The organism is Pseudomonas sp. (genome assembly GCF_032058845.1).
Classification (GTDB): domain Bacteria; phylum Pseudomonadota; class Gammaproteobacteria; order Pseudomonadales; family Pseudomonadaceae; genus Aquipseudomonas.
This window is the reverse complement of the sequence record NZ_DAMCCR010000066.1, coordinates 1-24,145: the sequence shown is the minus strand read 5'-3', so window position 1 is coordinate 24,145 and position 24,145 is coordinate 1. Positions and strand designations below refer to the sequence as shown.

The 24,145-nt window shown below is 63.2% G+C and carries 25 protein-coding genes; 15 read left to right on the top strand and 10 right to left on the bottom strand.

What is annotated here, in order from left to right; translation table 11 throughout:
* The first annotated feature begins 367 nt into the window (after window positions 1–367).
* The 7 genes from RT028_RS13630 to trpE all read left to right on the top strand — a co-directional run bounded on the left by RT028_RS13630 (window position 368) and on the right by trpE (window position 7,910).
* The gene (locus RT028_RS13630; protein WP_312935595.1) at window positions 368–1,492 is read left to right on the top strand and encodes an ABC transporter ATP-binding protein; all 1,125 of its coding nucleotides are present in this window, start codon (window positions 368–370) and stop codon (window positions 1,490–1,492) included.
* A 39-nt stretch (window positions 1,493–1,531) separates the two neighbouring features.
* Window positions 1,532–2,566 (top strand): ABC transporter substrate-binding protein, encoded by a 1,035-nt coding sequence (locus RT028_RS13625; RefSeq protein WP_312935593.1) that lies wholly within the window; start codon window positions 1,532–1,534, stop codon window positions 2,564–2,566.
* Window positions 2,567–2,635: 69 nt separating this feature from the next.
* On the top strand, window positions 2,636–3,883 hold the full coding sequence (locus tag RT028_RS13620) for an ABC transporter permease (protein ID WP_312935592.1): 1,248 nt from the start codon (window positions 2,636–2,638) through the stop codon (window positions 3,881–3,883).
* Window positions 3,884–3,895: 12 nt separating this feature from the next.
* The gene (locus RT028_RS13615; RefSeq protein ID WP_312935591.1) at window positions 3,896–4,723 is read left to right on the top strand and encodes an ABC transporter permease; all 828 of its coding nucleotides are present in this window, start codon (window positions 3,896–3,898) and stop codon (window positions 4,721–4,723) included.
* A 145-nt stretch (window positions 4,724–4,868) separates the two neighbouring features.
* Entirely contained in the window at window positions 4,869–5,543 is a 675-nt protein-coding gene (gene rpe / locus RT028_RS13610; RefSeq protein ID WP_312935589.1) for a ribulose-phosphate 3-epimerase, read from the top strand.
* Window positions 5,540–6,358 carry a phosphoglycolate phosphatase gene (locus RT028_RS13605; protein WP_312935588.1) on the top strand — a complete coding sequence of 273 codons (819 nt, stop codon included), beginning with the start codon at window positions 5,540–5,542 and terminating at the stop codon, window positions 6,356–6,358. Before rpe ends, RT028_RS13605 begins: the two co-directional genes overlap by 4 nt.
* Before the next feature lie 70 nt (window positions 6,359–6,428).
* Window positions 6,429–7,910, top strand: a complete 1,482-nt coding sequence (gene trpE, locus RT028_RS13600) for an anthranilate synthase component I (RefSeq protein ID WP_312935586.1) — start codon at window positions 6,429–6,431, stop codon at window positions 7,908–7,910.
* Between the two features lie 58 nt (window positions 7,911–7,968).
* Here trpE and estP read toward each other — a convergent pair whose 3' ends face one another.
* Window positions 7,969–9,870 (bottom strand): esterase EstP, encoded by a 1,902-nt coding sequence (gene estP / locus RT028_RS13595; RefSeq protein ID WP_312935585.1) that lies wholly within the window; start codon window positions 9,868–9,870, stop codon window positions 7,969–7,971.
* Window positions 9,871–10,240: 370 nt separating this feature from the next.
* Between estP and RT028_RS13590 the strand changes: the two genes are divergently transcribed.
* The 4 genes from RT028_RS13590 to RT028_RS13575 are packed head-to-tail and all read left to right on the top strand — an operon-like array spanning window position 10,241 to window position 13,467.
* Complete coding sequence (locus RT028_RS13590; protein WP_312935584.1) at window positions 10,241–10,834, top strand: aminodeoxychorismate/anthranilate synthase component II; 594 nt, start codon at window positions 10,241–10,243, stop codon at window positions 10,832–10,834.
* Window positions 10,835–10,850: 16 nt separating this feature from the next.
* Window positions 10,851–11,900 (top strand): anthranilate phosphoribosyltransferase, encoded by a 1,050-nt coding sequence (gene trpD / locus RT028_RS13585; RefSeq protein ID WP_312935582.1) that lies wholly within the window; start codon window positions 10,851–10,853, stop codon window positions 11,898–11,900.
* Window positions 11,897–12,730, top strand: coding sequence for an indole-3-glycerol phosphate synthase TrpC (trpC, locus tag RT028_RS13580; protein ID WP_312935581.1), 834 nt, complete (start codon window positions 11,897–11,899; stop codon window positions 12,728–12,730). The genes trpD and trpC overlap by 4 nt, the downstream gene beginning before the upstream one ends.
* Window positions 12,731–12,762: 32 nt before the next feature.
* Window positions 12,763–13,467 (top strand): lipoyl protein ligase domain-containing protein, encoded by a 705-nt coding sequence (locus RT028_RS13575; RefSeq protein WP_312935579.1) that lies wholly within the window; start codon window positions 12,763–12,765, stop codon window positions 13,465–13,467.
* On the opposite strand, the gene crp is transcribed toward RT028_RS13575, so the two are convergent.
* On the bottom strand, window positions 13,464–14,108 hold the full coding sequence (crp, locus tag RT028_RS13570; protein WP_312935577.1) for a cAMP-activated global transcriptional regulator CRP: 645 nt from the start codon (window positions 14,106–14,108) through the stop codon (window positions 13,464–13,466). The two genes, RT028_RS13575 and crp, sit on opposite strands and share 4 nt — an antisense overlap.
* Window positions 14,109–14,292: 184 nt before the next feature.
* Between crp and RT028_RS13565 the strand changes: the two genes are divergently transcribed.
* Window positions 14,293–14,715 (top strand): OsmC family protein, encoded by a 423-nt coding sequence (locus RT028_RS13565; RefSeq protein ID WP_312935576.1) that lies wholly within the window; start codon window positions 14,293–14,295, stop codon window positions 14,713–14,715.
* Between the two features lie 46 nt (window positions 14,716–14,761).
* Here RT028_RS13565 and RT028_RS13560 read toward each other — a convergent pair whose 3' ends face one another.
* From RT028_RS13560 to hemJ, 5 genes are all read right to left on the bottom strand, one after another.
* Entirely contained in the window at window positions 14,762–15,802 is a 1,041-nt protein-coding gene (locus RT028_RS13560; RefSeq protein ID WP_312935574.1) for a DUF2157 domain-containing protein, read from the bottom strand.
* Between the two features lie 23 nt (window positions 15,803–15,825).
* Window positions 15,826–16,473: a 2-polyprenyl-3-methyl-6-methoxy-1,4-benzoquinone monooxygenase gene (coq7, locus tag RT028_RS13555; RefSeq protein WP_312935573.1), complete on the bottom strand. Its 648-nt coding sequence runs from the start codon at window positions 16,471–16,473 to the stop codon at window positions 15,826–15,828.
* A 103-nt stretch (window positions 16,474–16,576) separates the two neighbouring features.
* Window positions 16,577–16,915 (bottom strand): histidine triad nucleotide-binding protein, encoded by a 339-nt coding sequence (locus RT028_RS13550; protein WP_312935571.1) that lies wholly within the window; start codon window positions 16,913–16,915, stop codon window positions 16,577–16,579.
* Between the two features lie 63 nt (window positions 16,916–16,978).
* Window positions 16,979–17,761, bottom strand: coding sequence for an SDR family oxidoreductase (locus RT028_RS13545; protein ID WP_312935570.1), 783 nt, complete (start codon window positions 17,759–17,761; stop codon window positions 16,979–16,981).
* Window positions 17,762–17,857: 96 nt separating this feature from the next.
* Window positions 17,858–18,280 (bottom strand): protoporphyrinogen oxidase HemJ, encoded by a 423-nt coding sequence (gene hemJ / locus RT028_RS13540; protein ID WP_312935596.1) that lies wholly within the window; start codon window positions 18,278–18,280, stop codon window positions 17,858–17,860.
* 144 nt (window positions 18,281–18,424) lie between these two features.
* On the opposite strand from hemJ, the gene argC reads away from it, so the two are divergent.
* Both argC and erpA read left to right on the top strand, forming a co-directional pair.
* Window positions 18,425–19,459, top strand: a complete 1,035-nt coding sequence (gene argC / locus RT028_RS13535; RefSeq protein ID WP_312935568.1) for an N-acetyl-gamma-glutamyl-phosphate reductase — start codon at window positions 18,425–18,427, stop codon at window positions 19,457–19,459.
* Between the two features lie 162 nt (window positions 19,460–19,621).
* Window positions 19,622–19,972: an iron-sulfur cluster insertion protein ErpA gene (gene erpA, locus RT028_RS13530; protein WP_312935567.1), complete on the top strand. Its 351-nt coding sequence runs from the start codon at window positions 19,622–19,624 to the stop codon at window positions 19,970–19,972.
* Between the two features lie 63 nt (window positions 19,973–20,035).
* Here erpA and RT028_RS13525 read toward each other — a convergent pair whose 3' ends face one another.
* Together RT028_RS13525 and RT028_RS13520 are read right to left on the bottom strand one after the other, a co-directional pair.
* Window positions 20,036–21,127 (bottom strand): anhydro-N-acetylmuramic acid kinase, encoded by a 1,092-nt coding sequence (locus tag RT028_RS13525; RefSeq protein ID WP_312935565.1) that lies wholly within the window; start codon window positions 21,125–21,127, stop codon window positions 20,036–20,038.
* 2 nt (window positions 21,128–21,129) lie between these two features.
* Window positions 21,130–22,539, bottom strand: a complete 1,410-nt coding sequence (locus RT028_RS13520) for a peptidoglycan DD-metalloendopeptidase family protein (RefSeq protein WP_312935563.1) — start codon at window positions 22,537–22,539, stop codon at window positions 21,130–21,132.
* Window positions 22,540–22,749: 210 nt separating this feature from the next.
* On the opposite strand from RT028_RS13520, the gene tyrS reads away from it, so the two are divergent.
* Window positions 22,750–23,943: a tyrosine--tRNA ligase gene (gene tyrS, locus RT028_RS13515; RefSeq protein WP_312935562.1), complete on the top strand. Its 1,194-nt coding sequence runs from the start codon at window positions 22,750–22,752 to the stop codon at window positions 23,941–23,943.
* Here tyrS and RT028_RS13510 read toward each other — a convergent pair.
* Window positions 23,936–24,145, bottom strand: a 210-nt coding sequence (locus tag RT028_RS13510; RefSeq protein ID WP_312935561.1) for a hypothetical protein, incomplete at its 5' end; no start/stop codon positions are given. The genes tyrS and RT028_RS13510 overlap by 8 nt on opposite strands.

The window sequence follows — 24,145 nt, the reverse complement described above, 5'->3', positions numbered from 1 at the left end:
CGCGGCTGAAGCCGCTCCAACAGGGCGCGCGGCGTGGCGGCTCAGGCAAGCGCGATCGGGGTAGGAACGGCCGGTTCGGCGCCCCGGTCAGCCGCGATTGCCGGCGCCGCCGGCTCGAGTCAGGCGCCGCGTATTGCCAGGAATTTCGAGGTTGCAGTCTTGGGGGCTGCGCCGCTCATCGCGGCCAAGGTCCCAGCAGGGGGCGTGGTCTGTCTTTCACCATCCTGATTCCGGCATCTCTGTAGGGCATTCCCTACAAGCAATCTTCCAAACGGATGATGGCATTCTCTCCGCGCCCCCGATTTGCCGGGGCGCCCGTCTCTTCTACGCTTCTGCCCACGCAGTCATCCAATAAAAAGGTGCAGGTATGAGTGAGGTGAATTCGGGCGGCCCAGCCGGCGAAACGCTGGTCAGCTTCCGCGGCGTACAGAAGAGCTACGACGGCGAGGCGCTGATCGTCAAGAACCTCAACCTGGACATCCGCAAAGGCGAATTTCTCACCTTGCTCGGGCCCTCCGGTTCCGGCAAGACCACCAGCCTGATGATGCTGGCCGGTTTCGAGACCCCTACAGCCGGTGAAATCCAGCTCGCCGGACGCTCGATCAACAACGTGCCACCGCACAAGCGCGACATCGGCATGGTGTTCCAGAACTACGCGCTGTTCCCGCACATGACCGTGGCCGAGAACCTGGCCTTCCCGCTGACCGTGCGCAACCTGAGCAAGACCGACGTCAGCGAGCGGGTCAAGCGCGTGCTCAACATGGTCCAGCTCGACAGCTTCGCCAAGCGCTACCCCGGCCAGCTCTCCGGCGGTCAGCAGCAGCGCGTGGCCCTGGCCCGTGCGCTGGTGTTCGAGCCCCAGCTGGTGCTGATGGACGAACCCCTCGGCGCCCTCGACAAGCAGCTGCGTGAACACATGCAGATGGAAATCAAGCACATCCACCAGCGCCTGGGCGTCACCGTGGTCTACGTCACCCACGACCAGGGCGAGGCGCTGACCATGTCCGACCGCGTGGCCGTGTTCCACCAGGGCGAAATTCAGCAGATCGCCGACCCGCGCACCCTTTATGAAGCGCCGAGCAATACCTTCGTCGCCAACTTCATCGGCGAGAACAACCGCCTCAACGGCACCTTGCTGTCGCGTCATGGCGAACGCTGCCAGGTGCAGCTCGCCCGTGGCGAACGGGTCGAAGCCCTGGCGGTGAATGTGGGTCAGCCGGGCGAAGCAGTCACCCTGTCGATCCGCCCTGAGCGCGTGCGCCTCAACGGCCACAGCGAGCACTGCGCCAACCGCTTCTCGGGCCGCGTGGCCGAATTCATCTACCTCGGCGACCACGTGCGGGTGCGCCTTGAGGTGTGCGGCAAGCCTGATTTCTTCGTCAAACAGCCGATTGCCGAGCTCGATCCGGCGCTGGCCGTTGGCGATGTCGTGCCGCTGGGTTGGGAAGTGGAGCACGCCCGCGCGCTCGATCCGATTGCCCAGGCTCATTGAACCTGTCTGTCACCAAGTCCTACTGTGGAGAAAACAATAATGCACAAGCAGTTGAAAATGACCGCCCTGGCGCTGGGCCTGATGGTCGCCGGCCAAGCTCTGGCTGCAGACCTCACCGTGGTGTCCTTCGGCGGCGCCAACAAGGCCGCCCAGGTGAAAGCGTTCTACGAGCCGTGGGAACAGGCAGGCAAAGGCAAGATCGTCGCCGGTGAGTACAACGGCGAAATGGCCAAGATCAAAGCCATGGTCGACACCAAGAGCGTGTCCTGGAACCTGGTCGAGGTGGAGTCACCCGAGCTGGCGCGTGGTTGCGACGAGGGCCTGTTCGAGGAACTCGACCCGGCGCTGTTCGGTAACGAATCCGACTACGTGAAGGGCGCCATTCAGCCATGCGGCGTCGGCTTCTTCGTCTGGTCCACCGTGCTGGCCTACAACGCCGACAAGCTCAAGACCGCGCCGACCAGCTGGGCCGATTTCTGGGACACGAAGAAATTCCCCGGCAAGCGCGGCCTGCGCAAGGGCGCCAAGTACACCCTGGAATTCGCCTTGATGGCCGACGGCGTCGCGCCCAAGGACGTCTACACCGTGCTGGCCACCCAGGCCGGCGTGGACCGCGCCTTCAAGAAACTCGATGAGTTGAAACCCAGCATCCAGTGGTGGGAAGCCGGCGCTCAACCGCCGCAGTTCCTGGCCTCGGGTGATGTCGTGATGAGCTCGGCCTACAACGGCCGAATCGCCGCAGTACAGAAAGAAAGCAACCTGAAAGTGGTGTTCAACGGCGGCATTTACGACTTCGATGCCTGGGCCATTCCGAAGGGTGCGAAAAACGCTGATGAAGCGAAGAAATTCATCGCCTACAGCGTGCAGCCAGCGCAGCAGAAGATCTACTCCGAGAACATCGCTTACGGCCCGGCCAATACCAAGGCGGTGGACATGCTGTCGGACGAGGTGAAGCAGACCATGCCGACCACACCTGAGAACATCGCCAATCAGGTGCAGATCGACGTGGCCTTCTGGGCCGATAACAGCGAGCAGCTGGAGCAACGTTTCAACGCCTGGGCTGCGAAGAAGTAATTCGCGCTGCTGCTGGAGGAGCGCCAGCCTGGCTGGCGCTTCTGTTCCCCCTGATTCCCGGAGTCCGTCATGGCCATTGCAGTGCCCCTCAACGAAGGCGCAGGTCCCAACCTCAAGCAGCGCCTCAAGCGCGCCGAGCGGGTCAACCGCTGGAAGGCGCAGGCGTTGATCGCGCCCCTGGCGCTGTTCCTCCTGCTGGTGTTTCTGGTGCCGATTGCAGCGTTGCTCTACAAGAGCGTCGGCAACCCGGAAGTGGTGGGCGGCATGCCGCGCACCGTGGAGGTCATCGCGCAGTGGGATGGCAAGAGCCTGCCGGGCGAAAACGTCTACAAGGCCTTGAGCGAAGACCTGGTCGAGGCCCGCAAGAACCAGACCCTGGGTGATCTGTCGAAACGCCTGAACATGGAGCTGGCCGGCTATCGCAGCCTGTTGGCCAAGACGGCTCGCGCGCTGCCGCTGAAAAGCGAGCCCACCTCGTATAAAGAAGCCCTGCAGGGCATCGATGAGCGCTGGGGTGACCCTGCGTACTGGCAGGCGATCCGTCGCAACACCAGCAGCGTGACCTCGTTCTACCTGCTGGCCTCGGTCGACCACCGCATCGATGACCTCGGTGAGCTGGCCAAGACCTCGCCCGACCAGGCCATCTACCTCGATATCTTCGCTCGCACCCTGTGGATGGGCGTGGTGATCACCGGTATCTGCCTGCTGCTGGCCTACCCGCTGGCGTACCTGCTGGCCAACCTGCCGACCCGGCAGAGCAACCTGCTGATGATTCTGGTACTGCTGCCGTTCTGGACCTCGATCCTGGTGCGGGTGGCGGCGTGGATCGTGCTTCTGCAATCGGGCGGCCTGATCAACAGCGCGTTGATGGCACTGGGCATCATCGATCAGCCGCTGGAACTGGTGTTCAACCGCACCGGGGTCTACATCTCGATGGTGCACATCCTGCTGCCGTTCATGATCCTGCCGCTGTACAGCGTGATGAAAGGCATTTCCCCGAGCTATATGCGGGCGGCGATTTCCCTGGGCTGCCATCCGTTCGCCAGCTTCTGGCGCGTGTACTTCCCGCAGACCTACGCCGGTGTGGGCGCCGGGTGCCTGCTGGTGTTCATTCTGGCCATCGGCTACTACATCACCCCGGCGCTGCTGGGCAGCCCGAACGACCAGATGGTCAGCTACTTCGTGGCCTTCTACACCAACACCAGCATCAACTGGGGCATGGCGACCGCACTGGGTGGCCTGTTGCTGCTGGCGACCGTGCTGCTGTACCTGATCTATAGCTGGCTGGTCGGCGCCAGCCGCCTGCGCCTGAGCTGAGGAGCGTTCATCATGCTGAGCCCTTACATGTCGCCCGTGGAGCGGGTGTGGTTCTACGGCCTGCGGATTCTCTGCGGCCTGGTGCTGTTGTTCCTGGTGTTGCCGGTGCTGGTGATCGTGCCGCTGTCGTTCAACAGCGGCAGCTTCCTGGTGTACCCGCTGCAGGGCTTCTCGCTGCACTGGTACCAGGACTTCTTCGGCTCGGCCGAGTGGATGCGAGCGCTGAAAAACAGCGTCATCGTCGCCCCAGCGGCCACGGTGCTGGCCATGGTGTTCGGCACCCTGGCGGCGATCGGCCTGACCCGCGGTGACTTCCCTGGCAAGTCGCTGGTGATGGCGCTGGTGATCTCGCCCATGGTGGTGCCGGTGGTGATCATTGGTGTGGCCAGCTACCTGTTCTTCGCGCCGCTGGGCCTGGGTAACAGCTTCCTGTCGCTGATCCTGGTGCATGCCGTGCTCGGTGTGCCGTTCGTGATCATCACCGTGTCGGCTACGCTGCAGGGGTTCAATCACAACCTGGTGCGCGCGGCGGCCAGCCTGGGGGCATCGCCGGTCACTGCGTTCCGCCGGGTGACCTTGCCACTGATTGCACCGGGGGTGATTTCCGGTGCGCTGTTCGCCTTCGCCACCTCGTTCGATGAAGTGGTGGTGACGCTGTTCCTCGCCGGCCCCGAGCAAGCGACCCTGCCACGGCAGATGTTCAGCGGTATCCGCGAGAACCTCAGCCCCACCATCGCGGCGGCGGCAACCTTGCTGATCGGCTTCTCGGTCGTGCTGTTGCTGACCCTGGAGTGGTTGCGCGGGCGTAGCGAGAAGCTGCGCACGCAACAGCCGGCCTGACTGATAGCGGTTGCGCAGCAGCGTCGCCTGCCTGACGGCGCTGCGCCGCAACCGCCTGCTCCAGACACGAATTGATACCAACAAGCTCCGAAGCATTTCCCTGAGTTACAATGCGCGCCACCGTGATTCTGCCAACAGGTGCGCCATGCAGCCCTACGCTATTGCCCCGTCCATTCTCTCTGCCGATTTCGCTCGCCTGGGCGAGGAAGTCGACAATGTACTGGCCAGCGGCGCCGACATCGTCCACTTCGATGTGATGGACAACCACTACGTGCCCAACCTCACCATCGGCCCGATGGTCTGCTCGGCCCTGCGCAAGCATGGGGTGACCGCGCCCATCGACGTGCACCTGATGGTCAGCCCGGTCGACCGCATCATCGGTGACTTCATCGAGGCCGGCGCGACCTTCATCACCTTTCACCCTGAAGCCTCGCAGCACATCGACCGTTCCCTGCAACTGATCAAGGACGGCGGCTGCGAGGCGGGCCTGGTGTTCAACCCGGCCACCAGCCTGGACGCGCTCAAGTACGTGATGGACAAGATCGACATGGTCTTGCTGATGAGCGTCAACCCAGGCTTCGGTGGGCAGAAGTTCATTCCCGGCACGCTCGACAAGCTGCGTGAAGCGCGCGCCCTGATCGATGCCAGCGGCCGCGATATCCGTCTGGAAATCGACGGCGGCGTGAACGTCAACAACATCCGCGAGATCGCTGCCGCCGGCGCCGACACCTTCGTGGCCGGCTCGGCCATCTTCAACGCCCCCGATTACCGCGAAGTGATCGACAAGATGCGCTCGGAACTGGCCCTGGCACGCGCATGAGCGGCCTCGAGCAGCTGTTCCCGGGCGCGCTGCCCAAGCTGGTGATGTTCGACCTGGATGGCACCCTGGTCGATTCGGTGCCGGACCTCACCAGCGCGGTGGACCACATGCTGCTCGCACTCGATCGCCCGCCCGTGGGCTTCGCCTCGGTGCGCCAGTGGGTGGGCAATGGCGCGCCGGTGCTGGTGCGCCGCGCGTTGGCCAACAGCATCGACCACGCGGGGGTCGACGATGAGCTTGCCGAACGCGGCCTGGCCCTGTTCAACGAAGCCTATTCGCGCAGCCACGACCTGACCGTGGTCTACCCCGGCGTGCAGGACGCCCTGCGCTGGTTGCGCGCCCACGATGTACAGATGGCGCTGATCACCAACAAGCCCGAGCGCTTCGTCGCACCGCTGCTCGATCAGATGAAGCTGGGCGAGTACTTCAAGTGGATCATCGGCGGCGACACCCTGCCGGAGAAGAAACCCGATCCCGCCGCGCTGCTGTTCGTCATGAAGATGGCGGGGGTCAGCCCGGATCAGGCGCTGTTCGTGGGCGACTCGCGCAGCGATGTACTGGCCGCCAGAGCGGCCGGCGTACACTGCGCTGCGCTCAGCTATGGCTACAACCATGGGCGGCCGATCAGCGAAGAGTCGCCAAGCCTGGTGATCGACGACTTGCGCCTGTTGATCCCCGGTTGCGTCGTCACAGCCACTGGGATAACGTTGCCCGACTTCAAATCGTCGAAGCACAGAGAGCCTCCCGTGGTCGTCACCGGCAAATACTGGATGAAAGTCATCAAGGCCCTGGCCCGTTGGCGCTGGCGCGCCTGACGCCCCCCGCCGGCGCCTGCCGGCCCGTCTGCTCGCCCTCATCCATTGCTGCTTGCCCACGAGGCTACCCATGACCCGCGAAGAATTCCTGCGCCTGGCCGCTGCCGGCTACAACCGCATTCCCCTGGCCTGTGAAACCCTGGCCGACTTCGACACGCCGCTGTCGATCTACCTGAAGCTCGCCGACCAACCCAACACCTACCTGCTGGAGTCCGTTCAGGGCGGGGAGAAGTGGGGCCGCTACTCGATGATCGGCCTGCCGTCGCGCACCGTGCTGCGGGTGCATGGCTATCAGGTGAGCATTCTGGAAAACGGCGTCGAGGTGGAACGGCACGAAGTCGAAGACCCACTGGCCTTCGTCGAGGCGTTCAAGGACCGCTATAACGTGGCCGACATCCCTGGCCTGCCGCGCTTCAACGGCGGCCTGGTCGGCTACTTTGGCTACGACTGCGTGCGCTATGTGGAAAAGCGCCTGGGCGCCTGCCCCAATCCCGACCCGCTGGGGGTGCCGGACATTCTCCTGATGGTCTCGGATGCCGTGGTCGTGTTCGACAACCTGGCCGGCAAGATGCACGCCATCGTGCTGGTCAATCCGGCAGACGAGCAGGCCTACGATCTGGGCCAGGCGCGGCTGCAGGCGTTGCTGGCCACCCTGCGTGAACCGATCACCCCGCGTCGTGGCCTCGACCTGTCGGCGCCGCCTGCTGCCGATCCGGAGTTTCGCTCCAGCTTCACCCAGGCCGACTATGAACGTGCGGTGGACACCGTGAAGGACTACATCCTCGCCGGTGACTGCATGCAGGTGGTGCCGTCGCAGCGTATGTCCATCGACTTCAAAGCCGCGCCCATCGACCTGTACCGCGCGCTGCGCTGCTTCAACCCGACGCCTTACATGTACTTCTTCAACTTTGGTGATTTCCACGTGGTCGGCAGCTCACCCGAGGTGCTGGTACGCGTCGAAGACGAACTGGTCACCGTGCGCCCGATCGCCGGCACGCGTCCGCGCGGTGCGACCGAAGAAGCCGATCGCGCGCTGGAAGACGACTTGCTGTCCGATGACAAGGAAATCGCCGAACACCTGATGCTGATCGACCTGGGCCGCAACGACGTGGGCCGGGTTTCATCGACCGGCAGCGTGCGCCTGACCGAGAAGATGGTGATCGAGCGCTACTCGAACGTGATGCACATCGTGTCCAACGTCACCGGCCGGCTGCGCGAGGGCCTCACGGCGATGGACGCGCTGCGCGCGATCCTGCCGGCGGGCACCTTGTCGGGCGCGCCGAAGATCCGTGCGATGGAAATCATCGATGAGCTGGAGCCGGTCAAGCGCGGCGTGTATGGCGGGGCAGTGGGTTACTTTGCCTGGAACGGCAACATGGACACCGCCATTGCCATTCGCACCGCCGTGATCAAGAACGGCGAGCTGCACGTGCAGGCCGGTGGCGGCATCGTCGCTGATTCGGTGCCGGCGCTGGAGTGGGAAGAAACCCTGAACAAGCGCCGGGCGATGTTCCGCGCTGTGGCGTTGGCGGAACAGACACCCACCTGCTAAGCAGCACGCAGACGAAAACGGCGCTTGAATCAAGCGCCGTTTCTCGTTGTGAGGCTGGTCAGAAGTCCAGGCTCAGCGCCAGGCTCACACCCTGCTGCGTGACTGCATCACTCTTGCGCCAGTTGTAGTTGCCGCGCAGGTTCAGACCGGGTGCCAATTGCTGGCTCACGCCCAGGCTGGCGCGGGTCAGGTTGCTATCGGGTTGGTAGCCGGTGAGGGTGAAGTCGTTGTCCGGCAGGCTGGCCAGGTGCAGCGTCACGTCCTGGCGATCGTGCTCGAACTCGTGCTCACGCGCCACCTCGGCGAACAGCCGGGTGGCGGGCGCCACCTGCACACTGCCCAGCAGGCCCGCACCCAGGCGACGCGAGGTGCGCTCCTGGTCGTCCACGCCGAGCGCAGTGGCGCGATCGCTGCGCTCGTCGTAACCGTCGACCTTGACCCGTGCGTAGTCGGCGCTGAGGAACGGCGCCAATTGCCATTGGCTGCCTGGCTGGGCGAGGTCGAAACCGACCCGGCCGGTGACCGCCCAAGCTTCGCCGTCGGTGTCGCCTTTCTCGCTGCGATCGTTCACGCCCAGGGCGAAGGTGCGTTTGAGGTCGCTGTAGTCCAGGTGCCCGGCAGTGATCGCCGCATCCGCCCACCAGCGGTCCTGGCGGAACTGGGCGAAGGCGCTGGCCAGATAACTGTTGAGGCGGTACCGCGAATCTTGCGCGCCGACCTCCAGTGTTTGCCGATACACGCCGCCGGCAAGGCCCACGCGCCATGCCTCGTTGAGCCGATAGCTACCGCCCACGGTCAGGTTGTAACCGCGGCCATCACCCTTGGCCGAGCTGCTTTGGCTGTCGAAGTCGAGGTCTTGGCCGCCCGCTGCGACAATCGCCTGCCATTGGCCAATGGCTTGCCAGGGCGTCTGCCACTGGCCGCGCAGCTCGTCCTGCTGGGCGCGGATGCCGGCCTGGGCCATCTCCGGCAACAGCGTCAGCTCCCAGGGCGCCGAGAGGATCGAGTAGCCATAGTCGGCGATCAGCTGCTGGCCGGCGATGGTGGGGTGCACGGCGTCGTTGAACAGCAGTTTGCTCGGGTCGGGTGTGGCGCTGTTGATGCCATAGCGGGTGTTTTCGCGGCAGCTGTCGCCGCTGTAGCAGGTGGCGACCAGATCCTGATCGGTGGCCAGGCCGAACTCACCCGGGCTGGTCAGTGCTTCCTTGAGCAAGGCTGGCACGTTCAGCGGAATGATTTCGGCGTCGATCTGGCGCAGCTGATTCACCAGCGACTGATTGAACACCGCCGACAGCTGCGACAGCGGGCCTTGCAGGGGCGAGCCACTGTAGTTCGGCGTCTGGCCCAGGTCAGGCAGCAGCCAGACCATCATGTAGCGGGCGCCGCCTTGCTGCAGGGCTTGGGCGCTCGCGGCGAGCCGGCCGCCGGCTGCGGCCGCATCGGCGGGGCTGGTCACCTGATTCTGCAGGAAGTCGTTGCCGCCGCCGGTGAGGTAGTACAAGGCGTTGGGGTCGGCGCGCAGGCCGTTGGCGAGGTAGCCGGGGCGTTCACGGATCACCAGGCCCGCGAACGGCTTGCCGGGTGGAATCACGACCTTGGAGGTGTCGGTGATGGAGTCGAGGATCTGCTGCGTGGTGTAGCCCCCCACCGCCCAGTTGTTGCCGTCCGGCATGCCCGTGGCCGTGTTCACCGGGGAGGTGGAAGGGCCCAGTTCGGCTCCGGAGAACCCCAGCCGGTTGCCAAGGATCATCGGCGAAACGGGCGCATACGTGCCGTCGGCATTGCGGTTGGTGAAGCGCATGCCGGTGGCCGTTCCGGCCAAGTCGGGAAACTGCCCGGCATCGCTGAGGCTGTCGCCGAAGACCATCAGCGTGGAATACGGGTTGGGCGATGCCATAGCCTGGCCGCTGGCCAGAACCATCATTCCCAGAAACGTGCGTAAGAAGGGCGGTGTGCGCATGTAGAGAGTCCTGTTCTTTGTTGTTGTTCGACACAGCCGGCCGACCATAGCAAATCCAGGCTCGGTGGTAATTCAACACTTCGTTTGCCCGGCCCCAGGGCTTGTTGCACCCGCGGCGCCCGTAGGCTACTGTGCGGTTTCGAATGAGCGAGACTACTTCCGTGTTGATCGTCAGCAAACTCTTGATGCGCGTTATCAAGGCCCACGCCCGTTGGCGTTGGCGCGCCTGACTTTATCTCCTGCCGGTCTCTCCGGCCCGTTTCTGATTGCTTTTCAAATGCGTTGAACACTGCCCTGGCGGAGCGCCCGCGGCTGTGTCCGGTTGCAAAAGCACGTATTCAAAGTCAGTGGATTCAAGAGGTTCAGCCTGATGTTACTGATGATCGACAACTACGATTCCTTTACCTACAACGTCGTCCAATACCTGGGCGAGCTCGGTGCCGAGGTCAAGGTCATTCGCAACGACGAACTGACCCTGGCGCAGATCGAGGCGCTCGACCCTGAGCGTATCGTCGTCTCTCCAGGGCCCTGCACGCCCAGCGAAGCGGGGGTGTCGATCGAGGCCATTCTGCATTTCGCCGGCAAGCTGCCGATTCTCGGCGTCTGCCTCGGGCACCAGTCGATCGGCCAGGCCTTTGGCGGTGACGTGGTGCGCGCGCGCCAGGTGATGCATGGCAAGACCAGCCCTGTGCACCACCATGACCTGGGCGTTTTCGCCGGTCTCAACAACCCGCTGACCGTGACCCGTTACCACTCGCTGGTGGTCAAGCGCGAAACCTTGCCGGACTGCCTGGAAGTCACCGCCTGGACCACGCTGGAAGATGGCGCGGTCGATGAAATCATGGGCCTGCGTCACAAGACCCTGAACATCGAAGGCGTACAGTTCCACCCCGAATCGATCTTGACCGAACAAGGCCATGAGCTTTTCGCCAACTTCCTCAAGCAGACCGGCGGCCGCCGTTAAGGACAGAGCAGTGAGCATGGATATCAAAACCGCATTGAACCGCATCGTCAGCCACCTGGACCTGAGCACCGGCGAGATGAGCGAGGTGATGCGCCAGATCATGACCGGCCAGTGCAGCGAAGCGCAGATCGGTGCCTTCATGATGGGCATGCGCATGAAAAGCGAAAGCATCGACGAGATCGTCGGCGCCGTGACGGTGATGCGCGAGTTGGCCAGCAAGGTAGAGCTCAAGGACCTGGACGGTGTCGTCGACATCGTCGGTACCGGCGGCGATGGCGCCAATATCTTCAACGTCTCCACCGCCTCGGCGTTCGTCCTGGCTGCGGCCGGTTGCACGGTGGCCAAGCATGGCAACCGTGCGGTGTCCGGCAAGAGCGGCAGCGCCGATCTGCTGGAGGCGGCCGGCATCTACCTCGACCTCACCCCGGTGCAGGTTGCGCGCTGCATCGACAGCCTGGGCATCGGCTTCATGTTCGCCCAGAGCCATCATTCGGCAATGAAGCACGCCGCCGGTCCGCGCCGTGACCTGGGCCTGCGCACGATGTTCAACATGCTCGGCCCGCTTACGAATCCGGCTGGCGTCAGGCACCAGGTGGTCGGCGTATTCAGCCAGGCGCTGTGCCGCCCGCTGGCCGAAGTGTTGCAGCGCATGGGCAGCAAGCATGTGCTGGTGGTGCACTCCAAGGACGGGCTGGACGAATTCAGCCTGGCCGCGCCGACCTTCGTGGCCGAGCTGAAAAACGGCGAGATCAGCGAGTATTGGGTCGAGCCCGAAGACCTGGGTATCAAGAGCCAGAGCCTGCATGGCCTGGCAGTCGACACACCGGCCGCCTCGCTGGCGCTGATCCGTGACGCCTTGGGCCGACGCAAGAGCGAGAGCGCGCAGAAAGCGGCGGAAATGATCGCCCTCAATGCGGGTGCAGCGTTGTATGCCGCAGACCACGCCATGACCCTCAAGGCCGGTGTCGAACTCGCCCACGATGTGCTTCACACCGGGCTGGCCTGGGAAAAAATGCAAGAGCTCGGCGCCTTTACGGCGGTATTCAAGGTGGAGAACCAAGCATGAGCGTACCAACGGTGTTGGAGAAGATTCTCGCCCGCAAGGCCGAGGAAGTGGCGCAGCGCAGTGCGCGCGTCAGCCTGTCGGAGCTGCAGCAACTGGCCAAGGCCGCCGACGCGCCGCGCGGGTTCGCCGATGCGTTGATCAAGCAGGCACACCTGAAGCAGCCGGCGGTGATTGCCGAGATCAAGAAGGCCTCGCCGAGCAAAGGCGTGATCCGTGAGCACTTCGTCCCGGCCGAAATCGCCGTCAGTTATGAAAAGGGTGGGGCGACCTGCCTGTCGGTGCTCACCGACATCGACTATTTCCAGGGCGCCGATGCCTATCTGCAACAGGCCCGCGCCGCCTGCGGCCTGCCGGTCATCCGCAAGGACTTCATGATCGACCCGTACCAGATCGTCGAAGCCCGGGCACTGGGCGCAGACTGCGTGCTGCTGATCGTCTCGGCGCTGGATGATGTGCGCATGGCCGAGCTGGCGGCGACGGCCAAGGAGGTGGGCCTCGACGTCCTGGTCGAAGTGCATGACGGTGATGAACTGGAGCGTGCCCTGACTCACCTCGACACCCCGCTGGTGGGCGTCAACAACCGCAACCTGCATACCTTCGAAGTCAGCCTGGAAACCACCCTCGACCTGCTGCCGCGCATTCCGCGCGATCGCCTGGCGATTACCGAAAGCGGCATTTTCAATCGTGCCGATGTCGAGTTGATGGAAATCAACGAGGTGTACGCGTTCCTGGTCGGCGAGGCGTTCATGCGCGCCGAACAGCCCGGGCTGGAACTGCAGCGCCTGTTCTTCCCGGGGCGCACCGTGCAAAGCACCCAGTCCCTGGACTGATCACCCTGGCCGCCGCAGACCACGAGCACGTCATGACCGACCCCGTAATGGCCCTCACTGTCGAGCAGGGCCTTCAAGCCGAACAGGACCTGCTCGCCGCCGTCTGTCGCGGTGAGCAGGCTACCGGGCTGCTGTTCTGGCAGCCCACCGACAGCGCCCTGGTGATGCCGCGCCGCATGAGCCGGCTGCCAGGCTTCGACGCCGCCGCACAGGCCTCAGCCGGTCACGGCTGGCCGGTCCTGCTGCGCGAAACGGGCGGCGAGCCGGTGCCGCAGTCACCGGCCACGGTGAACATTGCCCTCATCTATGTCGCCCCGCGCAGTGAGGGCGACCATGGCCGTATCGAGCTGGCCTATCAACGGTTGTGCGAGCCATTGTGCGAAGCGCTGCGCGGCTGGGGCGGCGTGGCGTCAGTGGGCGAGATCGACGGCGCCTTCTGTGATGGCCGGTACAACGTCAACCTCAATGGCCGCAAACTGGTGGGCACTGCCCAGCGCTGGCGTCAGGGCCTGGGTGGCAAGCGCCCGGTGGTGCTGGTGCACGGGGCGCTGTTGCTGGACAACCAGCGTGAGTCGATGGTGGCGGCGGTCAATCGCTTCAATGCAGTGTGCGAGCTGGCGCAGCGGTGCCGCGCTGACAGCCATATCGCCTTGCATGAAGTGGTGTCGAACGCCCCGGTCTTCGAGTCGCTTCACGAGGTCTACACGCAGTTGCTCGCGGCGATCGCTCGCGATTAACGGGTGCCGAAGACCACCATGGTCTTGCCTTTGACGTTGACCAGGTTGCGTTCTTCGAGGTCCTTGAGCACACGCCCGACCATCTCCCGCGAGCAGCCGACGATACGGCCTATCTCCTGACGGGTGATCTTGATCTGCATGCCGTCCGGGTGGGTCATGGCATCGGGTTGCTTGCACAGGTCCAGCAAGCAGCGGGCAACGCGCCCGGTGACATCGAAGAAGGCCAGGTCGCCGACCTTGCGCGTGGTGTCGCGCAAGCGCTGGGCTATCTGGGCGCCCACGGCATAGAGGATGTCCGGGTCCAGACGGGCCAGCTCACGGAAGCGTTCGTAACTGATTTCCGCCACCTCGCACTCGCTCTTGGCGCGGACCCAGGCGCTGCGTTCGCGCACCGGTCCGCTGGCGTCGAAGAGGCCGAGTTCCCCGAAGAAATCCCCGCTGTTGAGGTAGGCAATGATCATTTCTCGCCCTTCGTCATCCTCGAGCAGCACCGTGACAGAGCCTTTGATGATGTAGGACAGGGTCTCGGCTTTATCGCCTGCGCAAATGATGGTGCTCTTGGCCGTGTACCGGCGCCGCTGGCAGTGCACCAGCAGTTTGTCGATGTTCTTGATCTTGGCGGAAAGCGCGGACGCGACCATCACGAAATCCTGTTCAGTGATGCAGAGGAGGAAGGGGCTGGTTGCTGGCGTTGTGCCAGTCATTTGGCGCCAGAGTATCGGCTCTTTCTGATTGCAAAGCCAGAAATCCCCCGTGTCGGCTTTTCCGCTTCACGCACAAGGACTAAGCTGACCTCCATTTTTCAAGCTTGCAGGAGTTGCACAGATGAAAGCACGCATCCAATGGGCCGGTGACGCCATGTTCCTCGGCGAGTCGGGCAGTGGTCACGTGGTGGTCATGGACGGCCCGCCGGAAGCCGGCGGTCGCAACCTGGGCGTGCGCCCGATGGAGATGCTGCTGCTGGGTCTGGGGGGCTGCAGCAGTTTTGACGTGGTGAGCATTCTGAAGAAGTCGCGTCAGGCGGTTGAGAGCTGTGAAGCCTTTCTCGATGCCGAGCGGGCCGACGAAGATCCCAAGGTCTTTACCAGGATTCACCTGCGGTTCGTGGTCAAGGGCCGTGGTTTGAAGGACGCGCAGGTCAAGCGTGCGGTCGAGCTGTCAGCCGAGAAGTACTGCTCGGCGTCGATCATGCTTGGCCGTGCAGGGGTAGAGATCACCCACGGCTACGAGATCGTCGAGCTCGGTTGATTCAAGGCTCACCGCCGCGGCCGGGAAAGGCCGCACGGTGGTGCAATCAGCGTCTCAGTGCGGGCAACGCCCGCCCGAGCGCCTCGGGCAGCCAGGTACGCAGTTGCTCGGTCAGCCGCTCGCGGCGCTTCTGGTAGGCCAGGCCCAGACCGATCACGCCCAGGCCGATCAGGGTGAGCACCAGCCCGAACAGCAACGATTCGGCGAACACGTCGTGGGCCAGGTAGCCCAGGTAGATCGCCACGCCCAGCGCGCCAAACACCATGAACACGGTGCGCCGCAGCAGCACCGCCACCCCCATCAGCAGCAGATTGATCAGGCAGTAGCCGAGCTTGCCCAGTTCGCTGCTGCTGTCCATCGCCGTCAGCCCACCCCAGAACGCCAGCAATCCGGCCAGGTAACCCCAGCCTGCATAGTCCTTGTGCGTGCGGCCATCGACGATCAGCGTGCCCAGCAGCAGGGCCAGGCCGAACCACACGGACACCGCTCGACGCTGTGCCCAGCTCAGTTCATCGCCGTAGAGATATTCGCTGAGGTCCATGGACATGAACCACAGTGCCAGTGCCATGGGCAGGACGATGAATGGAAAGCGGATGACGCGCAGCATCAGCAGCCCTGCCAGCACGGTCGACGCTTCCATCAACAGCCATTGGCCGCGGACGTAGCGGTAGTAGGACGCGTACTCCGTGGCTGCATCGCCGAAGGGCCAGAAGCCGGTGATGCGCTGCAAGGCGAATACCGCCAAGGGCACGATACTCACCGCAACCGCCGCCAATACGCCTGCGGCAACCGGTTGAGCCCGGCGTTGCAGGGCAAGGCCCAGTAGCGTCAGCGACACGATGTAGGCCAGGCTGATGGCGAGCAAGGCGCCGTCACCGACGCTCATCCAGGCTTCGGTCAGCAACCAGCCCATGGCACCCATGATCAGCAGTGCGCCGAAGTAGAAGGCCACATGCGCCAGTTGAAAACCGGGCTGACGGGTGGGGTGGGCGCGCAGAAAGGCCAGTAGTGCGCGATCCTGGCCGGGCTCGAGCACCCCAGCTGTGACCGCGCGGGCCAGGTCGTCGGCATCGAAACGCTGCGTCATGGCATGACCCTCGGATGATCGCTTCAGACCCGGTAGGTGCTTTTGGTCATGACCTTGGCCATCAGGCTCATGCCGAAGCGAACGGGCGCCGGGAAACGGTAGCCGCCTGCCTCCAGCGCCGCCTCGGCATGGTGTGCTTCGTCGACACGCATCTGTGCGAGAATTGCACGGGATTTGCCGTCTTCGGCAGGGATCTGCTCGAGGTGTTCGTCAAGGTGCTTGCAGACCTGTCGCTCGGTGGCCGCCACGAAGCCCAGGCTGACCTTGTCACTGACCAGCCCGGCGAATGCGCCGATACCGAATGACATGCCGTAGAACAGGGGGTTGAGCACGCTCGGATGGCTGTTCAGCTGGCGAATGCGTTGTTCGCACCAGGCCAGGTGGTCGATCTCTTCTTCGGCGGCATGCTCCATCGCGCGGCGCACCTGCGGCAGCTTGGCGGTCAGCGCCTGCCCTTGATAGAGCGCCTGGGCACAGACTTCACCGGTGTGATTGATGCGCATGAGGCCGGCGACATGGCGGCTCTGGGCGGGATCGAGTTCGACGCTCGGTTGAACGATCGCCGGTGACGGGCGCGAAGGCTGGCCGCTGAAGGGCAGCAAAGTGCGCAGGGCGGTGTCGGCTTGCAGCAGCAAGCGGTCGAGCGGCGAATAGTGACGTTCGGTAGCCATCGGGCACCTCCGAAAAAGTGTGCCCGACAGTCTACCTCAATCGTGGGAAAGACGATTGCTCAGGGTCATGCCCAGCGCTTTTCCCACAAACGACGTGATGGGCTCAGCCCGGTGGCCAGTTCATCTGCCGCTGACCGAGCACGTGCAGGTGGATGTGGTATACGGTCTGACCGCCCAGCTCATTGCAGTTCATCACCACGCGGAAGCCTTCTTCGCAGCCCAGCTCGAGCGCGAGGCGTTGCGCCGTGAAGAGGATATGCCCGGCGAGGGTCTTGTCGTCTTCGGTCAGGTCGTTGAGGGTGCGGATGGGCTTTTTCGGAATGACCAGAAAATGCACCGGTGCCTGTGGGGCGATATCGTGGAAAGCCAGAACCTGGTCATCTTCATAGATGATCTTGGCCGGAATTTCCCGGTTGATGATCTTGGTGAATAGAGTGTCCACAACGCTGCTCCATGGTGAGGGTCCGCAAGGAGTGTACTCAGCCAGGCGTCATTCGCCCATGACCTACTGCATTCCGGAGGGGCAATAGCGGCGATGCAGCACACCTGCGAGCTTTCGCGTCAGCCAGCGTGGCAACAGGCGCGGGGCGAATGCCAGCCAACGGTTACGGCGGCCGGGCATGATCAGGGCGCGATTCTTGTCCAGGGCACGCACGGTGAACAACGCCACCTCTTGCGGCGACAGGCAACGGCGACTGCCTTTGAGCCTGTCGATGGGGCGGTTGGCCGAGCGCACCGGACCCGGGCACAGCACCGACACCTTGATGCCAGTGCGCTTGAGCTCTTCGCGCAGGGCTTCGGTGAAGCTCAGCACATAAGCCTTGCTCGCAGCGTAAGCCGCCATCCAGGGGCCAGGCGCAACACCGGCAAGCCCCGCAACATTGAGAATCTGGCCGCCGCCATGCACGGCCATCAGGTTGCCCAGCGCGTGGCAGAGCCGGCTCAAGGCCAGTACATTGACCTCCAGCAGGTCCTGCTCATCGGCCCACTCGTGCGCCAGGAACGGGCCATAGGTGCGCAGCCCGGCACAGTTGACCAGCAGGTCGATCCGCCGCTCGCCTTCCTCGAGCTCCAGCACGAACCCCGACAGGCGCAACGGCTGGCTGAGGTCGCAGGCCCGGTACAGCACTTCCACGCCAAAGCGCTGCGTCAGCTCGAGGGCGACCGCTTCGAGCGGTTCACGCTGCCGCGCTACCAGAATGAGGTTACGCCCACGCCGTGCCAGCGCTTCGGCCAGAGCCAGGCCAAGGCCGCTGGACGCTCCGGTGATCATGGCGTAACGGGTCATGCAGCGCTCCTGGGGCGGCGAGAAGGGGCGCTAGTGTACAGCGTGCCCCAGAGAGTGACAGGGCCTGTTTCGCCAGGCCTGGTGATTCAGCGGCCTTCAGAACGGCTTGACCACCACCAGCACGACAATGCCCAGCAGCAGCAGCACCGGCACTTCGTTGAACCAGCGGTAATACACGTGGCTGCGCGTGTTGGTCCCTGCTGCGAAACGCTTGCGCTGAGCGCCGCAGACGTGGTGATAGCCGGTCAGCAGAATCACCAGTGTCAGCTTGGCATGCATCCACCCCTGGCTCAGCCATCCCGGCGTGAGGTAGAGCATCCAGATACCAAACACGAACGTCGCGATCATGGCCGGGTTCATGATGCCGCGGTACAGCTTGCGCTCCATGGTGACGAAGCGCTCGCGGCTGACACTGTCGGTGCTTTGCGCGTGGTAGACGAACAGCCTGGGCAGGTAGAACAGGCCGGCGAACCAGCAGACCACGCTGACGATGTGCAGCGCTTTGATCCAGAGATACAGCATTGAGAGCTTCCTTCAGGTTTTTACGGTGGTCAGATAGTAGTTGCCCAGCACCCTCAAGGGTTAATCCAGTGTTGTTCCTGGCGCCTGTGACCCCTATCATCCAAGGCTTTCCAGTGGCTTCGTTGATAGGGGGCAAGCATCATGATCAAGGTCGGTATCGTCGGCGGCACGGGTTACACCGGTGTCGAGCTGTTGCGTCTGCTGGCGCAGCACCCGCAGGCCGAAGTGGTTGTCATCACTTCGCGTTCCGAAGCGGGCATGGCGGTGTCCGACATGTATCCGAACCTGCGAGGCCATTACGACGACCTGCGCTTCAGTGTTCCTGACAGCGCGACGCTGGGTGCCTGTGATGTCGTCTTCTTCGCCACGCCACACGGCGTCGCCCACGCCCTGGCGGGCGAGTTGCTGGCAGCCGGGACCAAGGTCATCGATCTGTCGGCCGACTTCCGTCTGCAGGATGCCGAGGAGTGGGGCAACTGGTACGGCCAGCCTCACGGCGCCCCGCAGCTGCTCGGCGATGCGGTCTACGGCCTGCCGGAAGTCAACCGTGAAAAGATCCGCAACGCACGCCTGATCGCTGTTCCGGGCTGCTATCCCACCGCAACCCAGCTGGGCTTCCTGCCACTGCTGGAAGCTGGGATTGTCGATCCAATGCGGCTGATCGCCGACTGCAAGTCCGGTGTGAGCGGGGCGGGCCGCGGTGCAGCCGTGGGCTCGCTGTTCTCTGAAGCGGGCGAAAACATGAAGGCCTACGCGGTGAAAGGCCACCGGCACCTGCCAGAAATCAGCCAAGGCTTGCGCCTGGCTGCGGGTGGCCCGATCGGCCTGACCTTCGTTCCGCACCTCACGCCCATGATTCGCGGCATTCATTCGACGCTGTACGCCACCCTGCTCGACACCTCGGTCGATCTGCAGGCGCTGTATGAAAAACGCTATGCAGACGAGCCTTTCGTCGACGTCATGCCTGCCGGTAGTCATCCTGAAACGCGTAGCGTGCGTGGCGCCAACGTCTGCCGGATCGCTGTTCACCGCCCGCAAGGCGGCGATCTGGTGGTGGTGCTGTCGGTGATCGACAATCTGGTCAAAGGCGCTTCGGGCCAGGCCGTGCAGAACCTCAATATCCTCTTCGGGCTGGACGAGCGCATGGGCCTGAACCACGCCGGCCTGCTGCCTTGATCGACGCGTAACCTGAAGGCCCGCCGAGTGCGGGCCTTTTCGTATCTGCGTGTGGCAAACCGACCTTGCATCGGCTGCCGGACAATTGTTGACCAATTTTCTCGGAGAAGCGGATAATGCGCGCATCGAGTTTTGTTACGGCGTCCTGCCGGGAGAATCTACATGAGCGTTGAAACCTTCACCCCCACGGGTCTGGAATTCACCCACGGTGCTGCGCACAAGGTGAAGACCCTGGTCAGCGAAGAGGGCAATGATCGGCTCAAGCTGCGCGTGTTCGTGACTGGCGGCGGTTGCTCGGGCTTCCAGTATGGCTTCACCTTTGATGAAGATGTGGCCGACGACGACACCATCGTTGAGCGCGAGGGCGTATCGCTGGTAGTCGACCCCATGAGCTTCCAGTACCTGGCCGGTGCAGAGGTGGATTACCAGGAGGGCCTCGAGGGGTCGCGCTTCGTGATCAAGAACCCGAATGCCACCACCACTTGCGGCTGCGGGTCGTCGTTCTCCATCTGACACCTGCGTCGCTGAACTGAAAACGCCGCGCATTTGCGCGGCGTTTTCGTTCGATCATCGGACTCAGGCGGGGTAGATCGCGCCCAGCACTCGTAGCCCTCTGGCGGCGGTCACGCTCGGGCGGTTAGCCGCCACCCCCGTCAGGCAACAATGGGCCAACCAGGCAAAAGCCATGGCCTCGACCCAGTCAGGGTGAACGCCGCACGCTTCGGTGCTTTCAACCTGAGTGGCCGGCAACAGCGCCGCCAGCCGACGCATCAGCGACCCGTTACGTGCCCCGCCACCGCAGACCAGCAATCGGTCGGTGTCTGGCTGCGCCGTGTTCAAGGCATCGCAGATGCTGCGCGCCGTCAGCTCCAGCAGCGTGGCTTGGACCGTTTCGTCGGGCAAAGGCTGCAGGGCGCTCAGGTGCTGGTCCAGCCACGTCAGGTTGAACACTTCGCGGCCCGTGCTTTTCGGTCCCGTTCCTGCGAAAAACCGATCGCCCAGCAAGCTCCCGAGCAGGGCATGATCCACGCTACCCGTGGCAGCCCAGGCGCCATCAGCATCGAAGGGCTCACCACGCTTGCGTTGAATCCAGGCATCAAGCAACACGTTGCCTGGCCCACAATCAAAACCGCTGACCGGTTGATCCTGCGCAAGCAATGTCAGGTTGCTGAAGCCGCCCACGTTCAACACGCCCAGCCGTTGGCCAGGATGCGCGAACAGGGTTTCATGGAACGCCGGGACCAGCGGGGCACCTTGTCCGCCAGCAGCGACGTCGCGGCGGCGGAAATCTGCGATCACGCTGATGCCGGTGAGCTCCGCCAGCAGGGCGGGGTTACCGATCTGCACCGTGAAACCGCGGGCAGGCTCGTGGCGGATGGTCTGGCCATGGCTGCCGATGGCCGTGATCTGTTCCGGGGCCAGCGCCTGCTCCTGCAGCAGTGCTGCAATACCCTGGGCCGCCAATTGAGCCCAGCGATTCTCCGCCAGGGCTGCCCGGGCAATTTCGTCCGGGCCGCTGGCGCACAGTGCCAGCAGCTCGGTGCGCAAGTCGGCCGGCATTGGCAGGTAGTGGGTGGCCAGCAACCGGGGTTGTTCGTGTTGCTCGATCAAGGCGATGTCCAGCCCATCCAGGCTGGTCCCCGACATGACCCCTATATAGCGCGCCATGCTCAGCGCTTGTTCGAGGCGAGCATGGTGGCTTTTTCCTGATCCATGCGCGCAATCAGGGGTTGGCTCTGCTGCATGAAGCGCTGGCGCTCTGCCTTGGCAATCGGTTCGGACATCGGCACTTTCTGGCTCAACGGGTCGACGTGTACGCCATTGACCTGGAACTCATAGTGCAAGTGCGGCCCGGTCGACAAGCCGGTGGTGCCGATGTAGCCGATGACCTGCCCCTGCTTGACGCTACCGCCGGTCTTTACGCCCTTGGCAAAGCCTTGCATGTGGCCGTAGAGCGTCTGGTACTTGTTGCCATGGGCCAGGATCACCGTGTTGCCGTAACCGCCCCGGCGGCCAGCCAGCACGACCTTGCCATCACCTGCCGCCTTGATCGGGGTACCGCGAGGTGCGGCGTAGTCGACACCTTTGTGTGCACGGATCTTGTTCAGGATCGGATGCTTGCGCCCAGCCGAAAAACGCGAGCTGATCCGCGCGAAATCGACGGGGGTACGAATGAATGCCTTGCGCAGGCTGCTGCCATCGGCGGTGTAGTAGCTGGTGTTGCCCTGCTTGTTGGTATAGCGCACTGCGGTGTAGGTTTTGCCACGGTTGGAAAAGCGCGCCGAGAGAATGTTGCCGGTGCCGACGACCTTGCCGTCCATGACCTTCTGCTCGAAGACCACATCGAATTCATCGCCCTGGCGAATGTCCTGGGCAAAGTCGATGTCGTAGCCCAGCACGCGGGCCATGTCCATGGTCAGGCTGTGCGACAGCCCGGCGCGCTGCGCCGAGGCCGACAGCGAGCTCTTGATCACGCCATGGGCGTAGGCCGTGCGCACCACCGGTTTGCTGATTTCGCGACTGAAGCTGTAGCCCTTGTCCGAACGGATCAGGCGAATGCTTTCCAGGCCACTGACCTTGCTGTGCAGGCTGGCAAGTTGCCCGTTCTTGTCCAGCTCGAACTGCAAGACCTGCCCGTGCTTGAGTTGGCTGAACTGCTTGGCCTGCTTGGTGCTGGCCAACAGGTCATGGACGGCATTGGCGGGCAGGCCGACCTTGGCAAACAACGTGGAAAGCGTATCGCCTTTGGCCACGGTGACTTCACGGTGGCCCGGCTCGCCCTTTTTCGGCTCGGGCGCTGCCTGAACAGCCTGCTCGGTGGGCGCGGGCGCTGCATTGTCTATCTGCGCGAAAGGGGAGCTGGAGGGTTGTTGCGTCTGGACCAGCGGCGTGCTGGCAGCCTCTTCCTTGAGCGAGTCGGCCGGGTTGTCCAGCTCGAGGCTCAGGGTGGTTTTCTTGGCTTCCACTTCGCTGGAGGGGAACACCAGCAGCGCAAGGCTGAGCATCGCGGCAAGACCGCTGGCAGCAAGTAGGTGGATTTTGGGGTACAGCCGAGATGCCTTTGCAGTGTTTGGGGTCATAAGGGTGACTTTAAAAAAGGTGAAAAGGAAAAGATGAATGACATGATGAAGATGAAATAACTGTATAAAATATAACCAAATCTGCATTCGTGCAAGGGCGCATAGACGTTACGCGCGCCTCACTGAGTCACAAGATTTTGCAAAACTTGTATTTGACCGCCGATCTTGTATGGTTGGCTCCCTTTTAACCTGAGCCTTGCGGATCTGTTTATGAAGTCGGTGGAAGAGCAGCTGGCGCTTATCAAGCGCGGTGCGGAAGAGGTACTGGTCGAATCTGAGCTGGTCGAGAAGCTCAAGCGGGGCGAGCCTCTGCGCATCAAGGCAGGCTTTGACCCCACTGCCCCCGATTTGCACCTCGGGCATACCGTGCTGATCAACAAGCTGCGGCAGTTCCAGGAGCTGGGGCATCAGGTGGTGTTCCTGATCGGTGACTTCACCGGAATGATCGGCGACCCGAGCGGCAAAAGCGCCACTCGCCCGCCGCTGACGCGCGAGCAGGTACTCGACAACGCCGAGACCTACAAGCAGCAGGTATTCAAGATCCTCGATCCGGCCAAGACCGAAGTGGCGTTCAACTCCACCTGGATGGATCAGCTGACCCCAGCCGACTTCATCCGTCTGTCTTCGCAGTACACCGTGGCGCGCATGCTCGAGCGCGATGACTTCGACAAGCGTTACACCAGTAATCAGCCGATTGCCATTCATGAGTTCCTGTATCCGCTGGTGCAGGGCTATGACTCGGTCGCGCTCAAGGCTGACGTCGAGCTGGGCGGCACCGATCAGAAGTTCAACCTGCTGATGGGGCGTGAGCTTCAGCGCGCTTATGGCCAGGAAGCCCAGAGCGTGGTGACCATGCCTTTGCTCGAAGGGCTCGATGGCGTGAAGAAGATGTCCAAGTCGCTGGGCAATTATGTCGGCATCCAGGAAGCGCCCGGTGTGATGTACAGCAAGCTGGTGTCGATTCCGGACACCTTGATGTGGCGCTACTTCGAGCTGCTCAGCTTCCGCAGCATGGATGAGATCGCCCAGTTGCGTGCGGATGTCGCAGCCGGTGCCAATCCCCGCGATGTGAAGATCAAGCTCGCTGAAGAGATCGTCGCCCGCTTCCATGGTGAAGAGGCGGCTGCCAATGCTCACCGCGCGGCGGGTAATCGCATGAAAGAGGGTGAGCTTCCCGAGGACCTTCCAGAGATTTCCCTGGAGGCTTCCGAGGATATGCCCATTGCCGCCGTCCTTAATAAGGCCGGGTTGGTGAAGAACTCTGCGGCGGCGCGTGATCTGCTGGCGGCGGGAAGTGTCAAGGTCGATGGCGTGGTGGTCGATCGCAGCTTCGTATTCGTTCGCGGCTCCTCGCACGTCTGCCAGGCGGGTAAAAAAGCCTTTGCGCGGATCGTCCTTATATAGAAGAAGGGCTCATCGCTGTCAGCGATACAGGGGAGGCTTCGGCCTCCCTTGTGCATTTAAGGCCTTTTGAAATGTTTGTGAAATAAGTGCTTGACCCCTCAGCGGATGTCTTTATACTGCGCACCACTTCCAGGGCAAACGGAACGGAAAACTCCTTGAGATTCAATGAGTTGGATGTTTCTTCGGTACTGGAGGTGCTTCG